At 64.7% G+C, this 12,694-nt stretch carries 19 protein-coding genes; 16 read left to right on the forward strand and 3 right to left on the reverse strand.

Annotation, left to right across the window (positions count from 1 at the left end; all coding sequences use genetic code 11):
• Positions 1-109 precede the first annotated feature (109 nt).
• Complete coding sequence (locus tag IED13_RS28045) at positions 110-373, reverse strand: SDR family NAD(P)-dependent oxidoreductase (RefSeq protein WP_024343472.1); 264 nt, start codon at positions 371-373, stop codon at positions 110-112.
• Positions 374-447: 74 nt separating this feature from the next.
• On the opposite strand from IED13_RS28045, the gene IED13_RS28050 reads away from it, so the two are divergent.
• From IED13_RS28050 to IED13_RS28120, 16 genes are all read left to right on the forward strand, one after another.
• Positions 448-912, forward strand: a complete 465-nt coding sequence (locus tag IED13_RS28050) for a MarR family winged helix-turn-helix transcriptional regulator (protein ID WP_024343471.1) — start codon at positions 448-450, stop codon at positions 910-912.
• Between the two features lie 174 nt (positions 913-1,086).
• On the forward strand, positions 1,087-1,341 hold the full coding sequence (locus IED13_RS28055) for a helix-turn-helix domain-containing protein (RefSeq protein WP_024343469.1): 255 nt from the start codon (positions 1,087-1,089) through the stop codon (positions 1,339-1,341).
• A 100-nt stretch (positions 1,342-1,441) separates the two neighbouring features.
• Positions 1,442-1,714 carry a DNA -binding domain-containing protein gene (locus IED13_RS28060; protein WP_024343468.1) on the forward strand — a complete coding sequence of 91 codons (273 nt, stop codon included), beginning with the start codon at positions 1,442-1,444 and terminating at the stop codon, positions 1,712-1,714.
• Positions 1,715-1,722: 8 nt separating this feature from the next.
• A complete protein-coding gene (locus IED13_RS29020) occupies positions 1,723-2,205 on the forward strand; it encodes a transcriptional regulator domain-containing protein (protein ID WP_244442344.1) in 483 nt (160 codons plus the stop codon).
• Entirely contained in the window at positions 2,189-2,605 is a 417-nt protein-coding gene (locus IED13_RS28065) for a DUF2285 domain-containing protein (protein ID WP_244442342.1), read from the forward strand. Before IED13_RS29020 ends, IED13_RS28065 begins: the two co-directional genes overlap by 17 nt.
• Positions 2,606-2,744: 139 nt before the next feature.
• Entirely contained in the window at positions 2,745-3,026 is a 282-nt protein-coding gene (locus tag IED13_RS28070) for a helix-turn-helix transcriptional regulator (RefSeq protein WP_024343466.1), read from the forward strand.
• 18 nt (positions 3,027-3,044) lie between these two features.
• The gene (locus tag IED13_RS28075) at positions 3,045-4,205 is read left to right on the forward strand and encodes a replication initiator protein A (RefSeq protein WP_024343465.1); all 1,161 of its coding nucleotides are present in this window, start codon (positions 3,045-3,047) and stop codon (positions 4,203-4,205) included.
• Positions 4,202-4,840, forward strand: coding sequence for a ParA family partition ATPase (gene parA / locus IED13_RS28080; RefSeq protein ID WP_024343464.1), 639 nt, complete (start codon positions 4,202-4,204; stop codon positions 4,838-4,840). Before IED13_RS28075 ends, parA begins: the two co-directional genes overlap by 4 nt.
• Positions 4,837-5,091, forward strand: coding sequence for a hypothetical protein (locus IED13_RS28085; RefSeq protein WP_024343463.1), 255 nt, complete (start codon positions 4,837-4,839; stop codon positions 5,089-5,091). The genes parA and IED13_RS28085 overlap by 4 nt, the downstream gene beginning before the upstream one ends.
• Complete coding sequence (locus IED13_RS28090) at positions 5,088-5,609, forward strand: DUF2840 domain-containing protein (RefSeq protein WP_024343462.1); 522 nt, start codon at positions 5,088-5,090, stop codon at positions 5,607-5,609. The genes IED13_RS28085 and IED13_RS28090 overlap by 4 nt, the downstream gene beginning before the upstream one ends.
• The gene (locus IED13_RS28095; RefSeq protein ID WP_024343461.1) at positions 5,606-6,151 is read left to right on the forward strand and encodes a S26 family signal peptidase; all 546 of its coding nucleotides are present in this window, start codon (positions 5,606-5,608) and stop codon (positions 6,149-6,151) included. Before IED13_RS28090 ends, IED13_RS28095 begins: the two co-directional genes overlap by 4 nt.
• Positions 6,152-6,219: 68 nt before the next feature.
• On the forward strand, positions 6,220-6,567 hold the full coding sequence (locus tag IED13_RS28100) for a DUF736 domain-containing protein (protein WP_024343460.1): 348 nt from the start codon (positions 6,220-6,222) through the stop codon (positions 6,565-6,567).
• 3 nt (positions 6,568-6,570) lie between these two features.
• Positions 6,571-7,344: a lytic transglycosylase domain-containing protein gene (locus IED13_RS28105; RefSeq protein ID WP_191126092.1), complete on the forward strand. Its 774-nt coding sequence runs from the start codon at positions 6,571-6,573 to the stop codon at positions 7,342-7,344.
• A 244-nt stretch (positions 7,345-7,588) separates the two neighbouring features.
• A complete protein-coding gene (locus tag IED13_RS28110) occupies positions 7,589-9,328 on the forward strand; it encodes a relaxase/mobilization nuclease domain-containing protein (protein WP_191126093.1) in 1,740 nt (579 codons plus the stop codon).
• Between the two features lie 24 nt (positions 9,329-9,352).
• The gene (locus tag IED13_RS28115) at positions 9,353-11,341 is read left to right on the forward strand and encodes a conjugal transfer protein TraG (protein WP_024343507.1); all 1,989 of its coding nucleotides are present in this window, start codon (positions 9,353-9,355) and stop codon (positions 11,339-11,341) included.
• A 7-nt stretch (positions 11,342-11,348) separates the two neighbouring features.
• The gene (locus IED13_RS28120; RefSeq protein WP_024343506.1) at positions 11,349-11,846 is read left to right on the forward strand and encodes a ribbon-helix-helix protein, CopG family; all 498 of its coding nucleotides are present in this window, start codon (positions 11,349-11,351) and stop codon (positions 11,844-11,846) included.
• Here the strand turns inward: IED13_RS28120 and IED13_RS28125 are convergent.
• Both IED13_RS28125 and IED13_RS28130 read right to left on the reverse strand, forming a co-directional pair.
• Positions 11,785-12,294, reverse strand: coding sequence for a hypothetical protein (locus IED13_RS28125; RefSeq protein ID WP_210163737.1), 510 nt, complete (start codon positions 12,292-12,294; stop codon positions 11,785-11,787). The two genes, IED13_RS28120 and IED13_RS28125, sit on opposite strands and share 62 nt — an antisense overlap.
• Positions 12,295-12,434: 140 nt before the next feature.
• A partial coding sequence (locus tag IED13_RS28130; protein ID WP_191124392.1) for an integrase core domain-containing protein occupies positions 12,435-12,694 on the reverse strand: 260 nt, incomplete at its 5' end.

Below are 12,694 nucleotides of genomic sequence, written 5' to 3' on the forward strand. Positions count from 1 at the left end.
AGCGCCAGACCATCCAGACAAGACGCTTGCAGCACCACCTGCAAGCCGCATAGCCTTAAACCCAGATGAGCCAGAGCCTCCCTTCCTGAGGCCCGAAATCAGTCTCAAATCATCTGACGACGGACAATCGCGTGGCGATCGTTCGGCCGACTGCGGCAACGGTCTCCAGGCGCGCCAGGTCCGCAAAGTGAATATCGATCTGCGCCTGCGGCGCGATCGTCCGGATGGCGGTTCGCGTGGCTTCGGCGTTGGCCTCGGAGCGGGCGATCAAAACCAGATGCGTGCCTCGACGGGCCATCTCAGCCGCGGCGAGGCGCCCGATCCCGCTCGTGGCGCCGGTCATGACGATGATGGGGGCGGGCTGATCGGACATGGACACCTTGCGGATTTAGTGGATATATATCCATTATATCTGCAATGCCAAGGAATGAAAGGCAGTCCGGCCGCATGGCGCGCTCCGCTGACCACGAAACAAATCAGATGCCCCCGCTCTGGCTGTCGCTTGGCGAACAGCTCAACGCGCTGCTAAGCGCGTCGCGTGCGGTCACGACTGAAATGGCCGCCACGTTTGACGCTGATCTGCAACCGGCGGCCTACCACGTCATCCAGTGGCTTCACGCATTCGGACCCGCCCAGGCGAGCCATGTCGCCGAAGCGTTGGCCATGGACCGAAGCGCGACCAGCCGTCTGGTGCGACAGCTCAAGCAAGCCGGACTCGTCGAGTCCCGTCCCGATCCGGCCGACAAGCGCGGAGTGATACTGTCCCTTACAGATCAGGGCTCAGACCAGATGCGCGCCGCGATAAAGCTCAAAGGCGAGCTCTTTCGCCGTCGTCTCGCCGGCTGGAGTGCGGCGGATCTACGCCTCTTCACGACCTTGCTACGACGCTTCAACACAGGTGCCGCAGACTGACGCACGACGATCGTGTCGCTGGTGTCGAGCCAGCGGGCGACCGAATCAGTCGCTTTCCGAGGCGAGCCGGCAAAACGCCGCCTGGCAGCAATTTTCCTCGCGCATGACGTCAAGGGCGACTATTATAGTCGTAGTTCTGGCAAGTGCGTTCGCGTCGGTGGGAGGTGATCATGCATGATCACCGCCCGACAATCACGGGCCGCACGCGCGTTGCTGGGTTGGACGCAGGAGACGCTCGCTGACAAGGCCCGGACATCGCTGACCGCACTCAAGCGCCTTGAATCCGAGAGCGGATTGGAGGTCTACGAGTCAACGCGCGATCAGGTTCGCCGGGCACTCGAAACAGCCGGCATCGTACTGCTCTCCACAGACAAGGGTGAAGGGGTACTGCTGCTCCATGATCAGGACAATCGACCAGCAAAGCGCTAGCGGTCTCTGGATCATGCCGCGAGCACAATCCGGAGCTCTCCGTCACAAGACGATCAGGTAAAGGGTTAACGAATACTTTCCGAGCGAATATAGTCGCCCTATGGAATCCGCGATGCCGCCGTTTCTGGACGAGCCACCCATCAGCCCATCGCTCACGGCCTACGATCGCGAGCATATGGTGCTCTATCTGCGCCTACTCGACTCGGCGCGCGATGGCGCGGACTGGCGCGAGGCTGTCCACGTCCTGTTCGGTCTCGATCCCGAAACCGATCCCGCGCGATGTCGGCATATTCACGAATCTCACCTGGCGCGAGCGCGCTGGATGACCGAGCAAGGTTATCGCCACCTGGTTCGTGAGAGCCAGCGTTCATAACCTTGGTGATGCCGCTAGGGCATCACCTGTTGCCTGAAGGCGGTCTTCCGAAAAGCAACCCGAGCGGGAAACCTGACTCCTCCGCAAGTCTTTGGACCAAGACGACGGAGGACAGCTTGACGCCCGACGCATCTGAGTGGCGCTCCTCGGCAAGCTACGATCATGTCGAAGAGCTGACCGCATCAAGCCTTGCCTGGGAATGGCTCCGCCGCAACGAAGCCTATGACAGGGACTTCGAGGCGGTGATGCAACCTGATGTCGACCCGACACTGCTGACGGACATGATCCGACAGCGCTGGGGGTTGCGATTTCCCGGTGGACCCGCTGCAGGCTCCGCCGAAGGCTCCCGTCATTTGGCTGCCGGAGAAAGACACGAGCGTCGTTGTCCTCGCGACCGCACCGGATATCCTGACAACGGAGGCGGGAGGGCGTTCGCCCCTTTCCGACGTCGACTCCATTGCCGACGGGCAAGGCGTGCATGGCCTTTATGATCTCGACCCGTTCCAGCAAATCCAAATTCTACGTGCCGACGCAGCCGCGGGAGAGGTTCCGCTGGCCGCCAGCGTGCCGCTCGACATCACCGGCTTCGATCGTCTGGAGGCTATCGGTCGCCTGCTCGCGGCACTGCATGGCCGCGCCATTCCGCCGGACACTCGCCTGACCCGTCAGCAACGGATGCGAGCACGCCGCATGCTGCAAGCCTTCGACGGCGCGCGCGATGGCGCGACCCAACTTGAAATCGCGCAAGTCATCTTCCGCATTGGCAACACCACGCGCGACGAGTGGCAGGTGTCCTCAACCCGGCACGCCGTCATGTCCTTGCTGCGCGATGCCCGTGCGATGATCGCGGGCGGCTATCGCAAACTTCTTCGTCATCGCCATCGCCGCTGATCCCCGCCGCGTCGCCGCGGTGTGGGAATTTGGGTCCCCCCAACTTCGCACTGCAACTCGCCGGTTTCGCTTCGCCATCGTGGCCTTCGTCCGCCGATGATCTTCGGCGGTCCTCACGAACCCCACGGAGGCCCGATCCATGCGACCCGAACTCGCCGTTTTGCCGCCGCGCTTCCTGCGCACCAAGGAAGCCGCCGAATTCCTCAGTCTGTCGGCCCGCACACTCGAAAAGCACCGCACCTACGGCACCGGCCCGGCCTACCGGAAGCTCGGCGGCCGCGTCGTCTACGCCGTCGACGATCTCGAAGCCTGGGCTGCGCGCGGCGCCGTCACCTCGACCTCCGATCCGCGTGGCGCCGTCCTGCCGGCCAAACGGCAGACGCTGCCCTCCGCGCCGCAACCCGGCCGCTACGCGCGCTGACCGCGAGCGGTTTCCCGAATGGCGGCGCGACACCAGTCCCTCTCGGAGCGCGGACAGCTCGACCTGTTCCGTGCGCTCCCCGGCGAGTTCGCGCCACGAGACGCGCAGGATCTCATGGCTTATCCGTTTTTCTCCCTCTCCAAGACCCATCGTATCGCGCCGATAGATTTCTGTGCCGGCGACGTGTCGATCCGCGTCGAGGCCGTGCCCGATCATGGCATGGCGACCATATGGGACGCCGACATCCTGATCTGGGCGGCGAGCCAGATCGTCGAGGCGCGTGATGCAGGTTTGCGCACATCGCGTCTGATGGTCGCCACGCCCTATGAAATCCTGAAGTTCATCGGCCGCGGCACATCCTTGCGCGACTATCAGCGCCTGAAAGCCGCGCTCGACCGCCTGCAATCCACGACGGTCTGCACCTCGATCCGCCAGCCCACTGAGGGTCGGCGTCACCGCTTCTCGTGGATCAACGAGTGGAAGGAGCGCACCGACCGGAGCGGCAAGCCGGACGGGATCGAGATGATCGTGCCTGACTGGTTCTATCAGGCCGTTCTCGACGACGCGCTCGTGCTGACGATCGACCGCGCCTACTTCGATCTCACCGGCGGCCTTGATCGCTGGCTCTATCGCCTGGTGCGCAAGCACGGCGGGCGCCAGCGCAATGGCTGGCGGTTCGATTTCCGCCACCTTCACCAGAAATCCGGCGCCCTGTCGCCGTTCAAACGCTTCGCGTTCGAGCTACGCGACATCATCCGTCGCCAGCCGCTTCCGGGCTACACGTTGTTTCTGGAGATCGAGGCCGGCGGCAGAACCTTGCTCGCATTCGAGCGCACTCCGCCCTGTGGAAAAGCTGTGAAAGGCTTCGTGCCATCGGGAACCCGAAAGCGCGTGCCATCAGGAACCGCCCCCTCGTGCCAACGGGAACCGAAACAGGGTCTAACCCACGACAGCAGAACAGAAAATCGCGCCCCTAACTTAGAATCTAACAGAGAATCTAACTTTGAAGAGCGCGCGCGCGAGGTGGAAAACCTCGTTCGGCAGGCGGCAAACGCGCTCAGCGCCACCGGAAAACGGCGCACAAGCAGCCCCGCTTTCACCAGCACCGGCGCAGCGGGAGCCCAGACCACCGGCCTTCCGCAGCTTCCCTTCGGTCCTCGTTCGGGAGGCCGCCGATGATCGTGGCCTTCCTCAACCAGAAGGGCGGTGTCGGCAAGACGACGCTGGCGCTGCATCTCGCCGGCGAATGGGCCGGGAAGGGAAAGCGGGTCACGCTGATCGACGCGGATCCACAGGGCTCGGCGCTCGACTGGTCGCAGCAACGCAGCCGTGGAGGCCATCCACGCCTGTTCGGCGTCGTCGGCCTGGCCCGCGATACGCTCCACCGCGAGGCGCCGGAACTGGCGCGTGATGTCGATCATGTCGTGATCGACGGGCCACCGCGTGTCGCCGGTCTGATGCGCTCGGCTCTGCTCGCCGCCGACCTCGTCTTGATCCCGGTGCAGCCGTCGCCGCTCGACGGCTGGGCCTCCGCCGAGATGCTGACGCTCCTGTCGGAGGCGCGCATCTACCGGCCGGAGCTGCGCGCCCGTTTCGTCCTCAATCGCTGCGGCGCACGCACCGTCATCGCACGCGAGACCGCCGAGACGCTCGCCGATCACGATCCGCCGGTGCTGCGCAACACCATCGGCCAGCGCGTCATCTATGCCGACGCCGCGCAATCGGGCCGCCTCGCTTTCGAGATCGACGATGACGGTCCCGCCGCGCGCGAGATCACAGCACTCATCACCGAGATCGAAAGGATCGCGCCATGAGCGAGCGATCCGAACGGCGCGGTTTCGCATCGCGTCCGACCAGTCCGGATGCCTGGATCAAGGCGTCCGAAACCGAGTCGGCGCGGATCGCCGATGCGTCGGGCTTCACCGCCCGCCTGACGATCGACATCACGCCGGAGCTGCGTGGACGCATCAAGATCATCGCATTCCAGCGCGGCGTCACCGTCGCCGACATGCTGCGCGAGCTGCTCGCGCGCGAATTTCCCTCAACATCAGGAGACACACCATGATCGGCATAGCGGCCTTCCACATGCGCGGCGGCTCATCGCCGGCCGTGCTCCCGCACGACGCTCTCACCCATGTCGAGCTGACCTGGGTCGAGAAGAAAATCGAGAACTGGATTCGCTTCGGGACGCACACGCACGAACGGATCCTCGATCGCCGGCGGCGCGTCCTGTCCTTCCGCCCCGGCGCGGTCTTCGCCTTCGTCCGCTGGGCCTCGAACGACTTCGGCACGATTATCTCGCGCATCGACATCGTGCGCGCCGTGTCGCCCGACGAAAGCTATCAGACGCTGCCCTTTGTGCGACCCGGCGGCGACATCCTGCTGAAAGTCGAAGGCTGGCCCAAAGTCGAGCAGGTGCTGCAGGCGATCGACGCCATCGAGCGTCTCGGCGTCGATCCTGAAACGGTCTCGCCCGATCACTGGCGGCACGTCCACAACCGGATGAGCGCCGGCCACGAGCCGCGCGCCTACACGATCGAGCGTCATCAGGCATGGCTGAAGCGGCTGGAGTGCGAGCGATGACCCGCTTCGGCTATGTCATGGTGACGTACTTCTCCGTGATGGGCGTCGCCATCGCCGCGTTCATACCGACGCCGCTCCGCCTCGTCTGGAACGCATCGGCCAGCGTGCCGATTGGCCTCTATGACCTCGATCCTCCACGTGATCTGGCTGTCGGCGATCTTGTCGGCGTGATGCCGGACAAGCCGCTCGCCGACTGGATGGTCGAGCGGGGCTACATCGGCCGTGGTGTGCCGCTGATGAAGCGCGTCATGGGGCTTCCCGGTCAACAGGTCTGCCGCATGGGCAACGCCGTGACCGTCGATGCCATGCCGCTCGGCGATGCGCTCGATCGCGATCGGCGCGGCCGCAAACTACCCGTCTGGCAAGGCTGCCGCCGCATCACGGACGGCAACATCTTTCTCATGAACCCGGACGTGTTCGATAGCCTGGACGGTCGCTACTTCGGTCCGATCCCCGCGCGCACGATCATCGGCAAGGCGACGCCGCTCTACACCGATGAGACCGGTGACGGTCGCTACGTCTGGCGCGCCGCTACGCGCTGACCGCTCCCCCATCGGCGGGAGCGGTGCTCGCCGATGGCTTTTTCAACCTCACCGCCAAGGAAACTGTCATGCCCCAGATTGGTGAATTCACGCGCGACGAGACCGGCTTCATCGGACACCTCGCGACGCTCTTGCTGGATCAGGACATCATCATCGTCCTGGCGGAACCGTCCGACGCCGAGAACGCACCGGATTATCGCGTTCACCTCTTCGACGGTATGAACAACGAAACAGGCCCGGAGATCGGCGCGGCCTGGAAACGCACCGGCGAGAAGGCCGGCGAATACATCGCGCTGCTGATCGACGATCCGGCATTCCTGCACCCGGTCCGCGCCAACCTGTTCCGTGACGACGATGCCGGCAAGGCCTGGTCGTTGCACTGGTCGCGTCCGCGCGATCGTGCCGAGAAGGATTGAGCGATGCTTGGCTCTCGTCAGCCGACGAGCCGTTCGACTGCGTCCGGGCTGCGCTGCGCTGCCCGGCGCATCGCTCTCCTTCTCCTTTCCGGCCTTACCCTCGCAAACGTGATGCCGGCGGTCACGATGGCGCAGGGTGTGCCGATCGCCCGTCCGTCCCCGCGCGATCCCCATGCCGATTACATCGCCGAGGCATCGCGGCGCTTCGGCGTTCCGATCGCATGGATCAGGGCCGTGATGCGTGCCGAAAGCGCCGGCGATCCGCGTGCCATTTCGCCGAAGGGCGCCATGGGCCTGATGCAGATCATGCCGGCGACATGGGCGGGTTTGCGCCTGCGTCACCGACTCGGCGCCGATCCCTATGATCCGCACGACAACATCATCGCTGGCGCGGGCTACATCCGCGAACTGTTTGACCGCTACGGATCGCCCGGCTGGATCGCGGCCTACAATGCCGGTCCCGGCCGCTATGAGGACTCGCTGAAGGGCCGCGCATTGCCGGCGGAAACGCGCACCTATGTCGCCATGGTCGCGCCGTCGGTGGACGGCAGCGACGCAGCCGGCCCGATCGTGGTCGCGGCGATCGATCCGCTCGCCTGGACACGCGCGCCGCTGTTCATTGCGCAGCCCGAGCGCGCACCGGCCGCCGATCCCGTGCCGACCGCGCGCGCTTTCGATGCCGCAACGCCGACATCATCCGTGCGCGATGTTTCCGCCATCGAGCCGCAGTCGGACGGGCTGTTCGTCCCGCGCTCCGGCGGAAAGACTGCGCCATGAGCGGCCGGGTTCCCAATCGCACGATAGCAGGCTCCAGCGTGTCATGGCGTGCGCAGGGGGTAGAGTCAGGCACCACAACCGTACGATGGCGAGATAAAAAGCCGCGAGGTGCGGCGTCGGTCGGTCGTGTTGTTTCAATAGGTTATGAGGCGATTTCGCGAGGCGCGGGAATTCCGCGCACCTCGCGGCAACGCCGATTTCTCTTGAGATTCCGCTGCTTGACGCGATGTGCGGAGCATCGGCCATGACTGGCGACAGCGAATTCCGCATCCGGCCAGGCCGCATCCGCTCGACGCGCGCGCAGGCGGCGCGTCCCTTCATCGCACAGGCCCTCGCGGCGGCGCAGAAGGCCGGCGCCCGCGTCTCTCGGGCCGGGAAGATCAGCCCCGGCAACCGCTCGACATTTGGGCGCGGGCGCACGGCGAGCGTGCGCGCCAACCGCCTGCTGACGGGACGCTCGCGCATCGTCGTCATCAAGACGCGGGTGGTTCGCCACACCGCTCGCGCCGCGCCGCTCGCCGCCCACCTCAACTATCTACGTCGCGAGGGCGTGACCCGTGATGGGGAGAAGGCGCGTTTGTTCGGGCCGGAGACCGATGAGGTGGATGGCCGGGCCTTCGCCGAGCGGTGCCAGGACGACCGGCATCATTTCCGCTTCATCGTCTCGCCCGAGGACGCCGTCGATATGGCGGACCTCAAATCCTTCACCCGCGATCTGATGGGGCAGATGGAAAGGGATCTCTGCACCAAGCTCGATTGGGCCGGTGTCGATCACTGGAACACCGACAATCCGCACGTCCACATCATCGTGCGTGGCCGCGCGGAAGACGGCCAGGATCTCGTCATCTCGCGCGACTACATCAAGGAAGGGATGCGTGCCCGCGCGGCCGATCTCGTCACCCAGGAGCTTGGTCTGCGCACCGATCTCGACATCCGCCGCAACCTGGAACGTCAGGTCGAGGCAGAACGATGGACACAGCTCGACCGCCAGCTTGTCCGCGACGGCCGCCAGACCGGCGCCATCGACATGGCGATCGATCCGAACGCCCAGCCCGACGAATATCACGCCTTGAAGGTCGGGCGTCTTCGCAAACTGGAAACGCTTGGCCTTGCCGATCAGGTCGGCCCTGGCCAGTGGATGATCGACGCAAAGGCCGAGGCGACTCTGCGTGAACTCGGCGAGCGCGGCGACATCATCAAACGCATGCACCGGGCTTTGACGGATCGCGGCATCGAACGCGGCTCGGCGGGCTATGTGCTCGCGGCCGAAAGCCTCGATGCGCCCGTGATCGGCCGATTGGTCGATCGCGGTCTTGATGACGAGCTGAAGGGCTCCGCCTACGCCGTGGTCGATGGCGTTGATGGCCGCACCCATCACATCAAGCTGTCGGACCTCGATGCCGCCGGCGACAGCGCGCCGGGCTCGATCGTCGAACTGCGCAAGTTCGACGACGCGCAAGGACAGCGCCGCGTCGTGATCGCCGTCCGCTCCGACCTCGACATCGACCGGCAGATCACGGCGACAGGCGCGACCTGGCTCGATCGGCAGAACATCGCGCGCGAACCTGCCGCCCTGTCCGAGGCCGGCTTCGGCGCCGAGGTACGGCAGGCGCTGGATCGACGCGCGGATCATCTGGTCGGACAGGGCTTCGGCGAGCGACACGGCCAGCGTGTCACCTTCAATCGCGGGCTGATCGACACGCTGCGCCGTCGCGAGCTGGAAGCGGCCGGCGAAAAACTCTCCGCCGAAACAGGCCAGCCGTTCAATCGCGCGGGAAGCGGCGAGTATGTTGCCGGCACCTACCGCCAGCGTTTGGCACTCGCCTCCGGCCGCTTTGCCATGCTGGACGACGGCCTCGGCTTCCAGCTCGTGCCCTGGTCGCCCTCCCTCGAAAAGCAGCTCGGCAAGCATGTCTCCGGCGTCGCCCGCGACGACGGCGGCATCGACTGGAGCTTCGGCCGCAAGCGGGGGCTCGGCCTCTAACCTCTCTCGAAAAGGACCGCCGTAATGTCGGCTACGAAAATCCTCTGGGGCCAGATCCTCACCGTCTTCGCCATCGTCCTCGTCACGACCTGGGCCGCGACGGAATGGGTAGCCTGGCGGCTCGCCTTCCAGCCCGAGCTGGGGGCGCCGTGGTTCACACTGCTCGGCTTTTCCTTCTACCTGCCACCCGCCTTCTTCTGGTGGTGGTATGGCTTTGACGCCTATGCGCCGTCGATCTTCATCGAGGGCGCCTTCATCGCCGCGTCCGGCGGCTTCCTCTCGATTGCCGTCGCCATCGGCATGTCGGTCTGGCGGGCGCGGGAAGCCAAGAAGGTCGAAACCTATGGTTCGGCGCGCTGGGCCGAGACGGAGGAAGTGAAAGGCGCGGGTCTTCTCGGTCCCGATGGCGTCGTGCTCGGGCGCTACGATCGCGGCTATCTGCGCCATGACGGGCCGGAGCATGTGCTGTGCTTCGCGCCGACACGATCCGGCAAGGGCGTCGGCCTTGTCGTGCCCTCGCTGTTGACCTGGCCGGGCAGTTCAATCGTCCACGACATCAAGGGCGAGAACTGGCAGCTCACCGCCGGCTTCCGCGCGAAACATGGCCGCGTGCTGCTGTTCGACCCGACCAATGCGAAATCGTCGGCCTACAATCCTCTGCTCGAGGTGCGCCGCGGTGAATGGGAAGTCCGTGACGTCCAGAACATCGCCGACATCCTGGTCGATCCCGAAGGGAGCCTCGAAAAGCGGAACCACTGGGAAAAGACCAGCCACGCCCTGTTGGTCGGCGCGATCCTCCATGTCCTCTACGCCGAGAAAGACAAGACGCTGGCCGGCGTTGCCGCCTTCCTCTCAGATCCGAAGCGGCCGATCGAATCCACGCTCGCCGCGATGATGAAGACCGCCCATCTCGGCGAGGCCGGGCCGCACCCGGTCATCGCCAGCGCAGCGCGCGAGCTGCTGAACAAGTCCGACAATGAACGCTCGGGCGTCCTCTCGACCGCCATGTCGTTCCTTGGTCTTTATCGTGACCCGGTGGTGGCGGAGGTAACGCGGCGCTGCGATTGGCGGATCACGGACATCGTGGGCGACAAACGGCCGACGACGCTCTACCTGGTCGTGCCGCCCTCCGACATCAATCGCACCAAGCCACTGATCCGTCTGATCCTCAATCAGGTCGGCCGCCGCCTGACCGAGGATCTGCAGGCGAAGGCGGGGCGCCACCGTCTCCTGCTCATGCTCGACGAGTTTCCGGCGCTGGGGCGGTTGGATTTCTTCGAGAGCGCGCTGGCCTTCATGGCGGGCTATGGCCTCAAGAGCTTCCTGATCGCGCAATCGCTGAACCAGATCGAAAAGGCTTACGGCGCCAACAATTCGATCCTCGACAACTGCCATGTACGTGTCAGCTTCGCCACGAACGACGAGCGCACCGCAAAGCGGGTCTCGGACGCACTCGGCACCGCGACCGAGATGAAGGCCATGAAGAACTATGCCGGTCACCGCCTGTCGCCCTGGCTCGGCCATCTGATGGTGTCGCGTTCGGAAACAGCCCGGCCGCTGCTGACGCCCGGCGAGGTCATGCAGCTTGCCTCCACCGACGAGATCGTCATGGTCGCGGGCACGCCCCCGATCCGGGCGAAGAAAGCGCGCTATTACGAGGATGCGCGGTTCAAGGAGCGCATCCTGCCACCGCCCGCGCTCGCAGCGCCGAAGCAGACGCGGCCCGATGACTGGACCACGCTGCCATTGCCGCCGCGTCCGCAGATCGCAGTCGTCAGCCAGACCGCACAAACCGGCGATGACGATCCGACCGAATCCGAACGCCGCCAGCAGCCCGAACTCAACCGAGTGAAGCCGGTCGAGAATAAGGTGCCGATCGACAATCCATTTGAGATCGATGCTGACCGCGACGACGCCGAGGACGATGTCGTGCGCAACAGCCGGATCAACCAGCTCATGCAGGGCGTGGCGCGGCAGGTATCGCTCGACCCCGGCGACGGCATGGACCTGTGAGGCGCCAATGACGAAACCACCTCGCAAACAGCGCCTTTCCGTCTATCTCGATCCCGCTGTCATGAACCGCCTGGCGGAGCACGCCGCCCGGCGCGATCATTCCCGTTCCTTGATCGCGGAAGCGGCGATCGAATCCTTCCTCTCGCCGGATGCGGCCGAGCGTCAGGAGGCAGTCATCACCAAACGGCTCGACCAGTTGGATCGCCGCATGACGCGGCTGGAACGCGATGTCGGCATCGCGGTTGAAAGTCTTGCGGTGTTTATCAAATTCTGGGTCGCGACCACGCCAGCCTTGCCGGAACCGGCCGCGCGGGCGGCCCGTGCCAAGGCCGGCGAACGCTATGAACAATTTGTCACCGCGCTCGGCCGGCGGCTCGCCAAAGGGCCGAAGCTCCGGCAGGAGATCTCGGAAGACGTGAGCATGCAATCGACGCAAGCCGATGTCAGTATGGCGGATCGAGCACAGCGCCCGGAAGCGGGTCCACATGACCCCAAAATCGAGTGACCGCACGCGCGTAACGCCGCAAATCGTCCAGCCGAATCCGAAGTTCATCGCTCACCGGCACTGGGCCGGGCGCCAGATCATAATAGTCGAGAGACGGGTTGTCCCAAAGCCTTGGTGCGCGAGCTTTCAACTCGTCACATGACCGGCCATCTCCGTGACGGACCACATTCGCCACCAGATGTAGTTCATTGAGGTCATCGGCCATTCCGGTCGCCACAAGATCGAGAGAGGCGATCCCCGCACAGCCCTTGAGTAGCTCCTCCCAGCCTTTTGCCTTCACACCATGCCCACTCGCCCAACGGTTAAGTTGGCGCTCAAACATACCGTCGAATGTAAGGGCGAATGCCTTTGCGGCTTCGTTGGCGGTGTGGTTATCGACCTGAGCAGCGCAGCGATCCAGGAACTGATCGATGGTTTTCGCCTCAGCCACGATGAGCGTGCCGCGCATTGGGAGCTGATCGAGCGCTGCCAGGATCACGCGCTGATAAAAGCGATCAGCGTTCGCCTGAAAAACGTGTCCGTCGTCAGATGATTTGAGACTGATTTCGGGCCTCAGGAACGGAGGCTCTGGCTCATCTGGGTTTAAGGCTATGCGGCTTGCAGGTGGTGCTGCAAGCGTCTTGTCTGGATGGTCTGGCGCTTAATCCTTTCGCGTTCGGTGAGGATGGCTTGCCCGCGGCCACAGTAGACGTCGGCGGGCGTCAGGTTGCCGAGGCTCTCATGATAGCGGGCCTGGTTGTAATGCTCGACGAAGGCTGCGACCTGCCGTTCGAGATCCTCCGGCAGGTAGTAATTCTCGAGCAGGATGCGGTTCTTCAGGGTCTGGTGCCAGCGCTCGATCTTGCCCT

The organism is Allobosea spartocytisi, assembly GCF_014764685.1.
In the GTDB taxonomy this organism is placed as follows: domain Bacteria; phylum Pseudomonadota; class Alphaproteobacteria; order Rhizobiales; family Beijerinckiaceae; genus Allobosea; species Allobosea spartocytisi.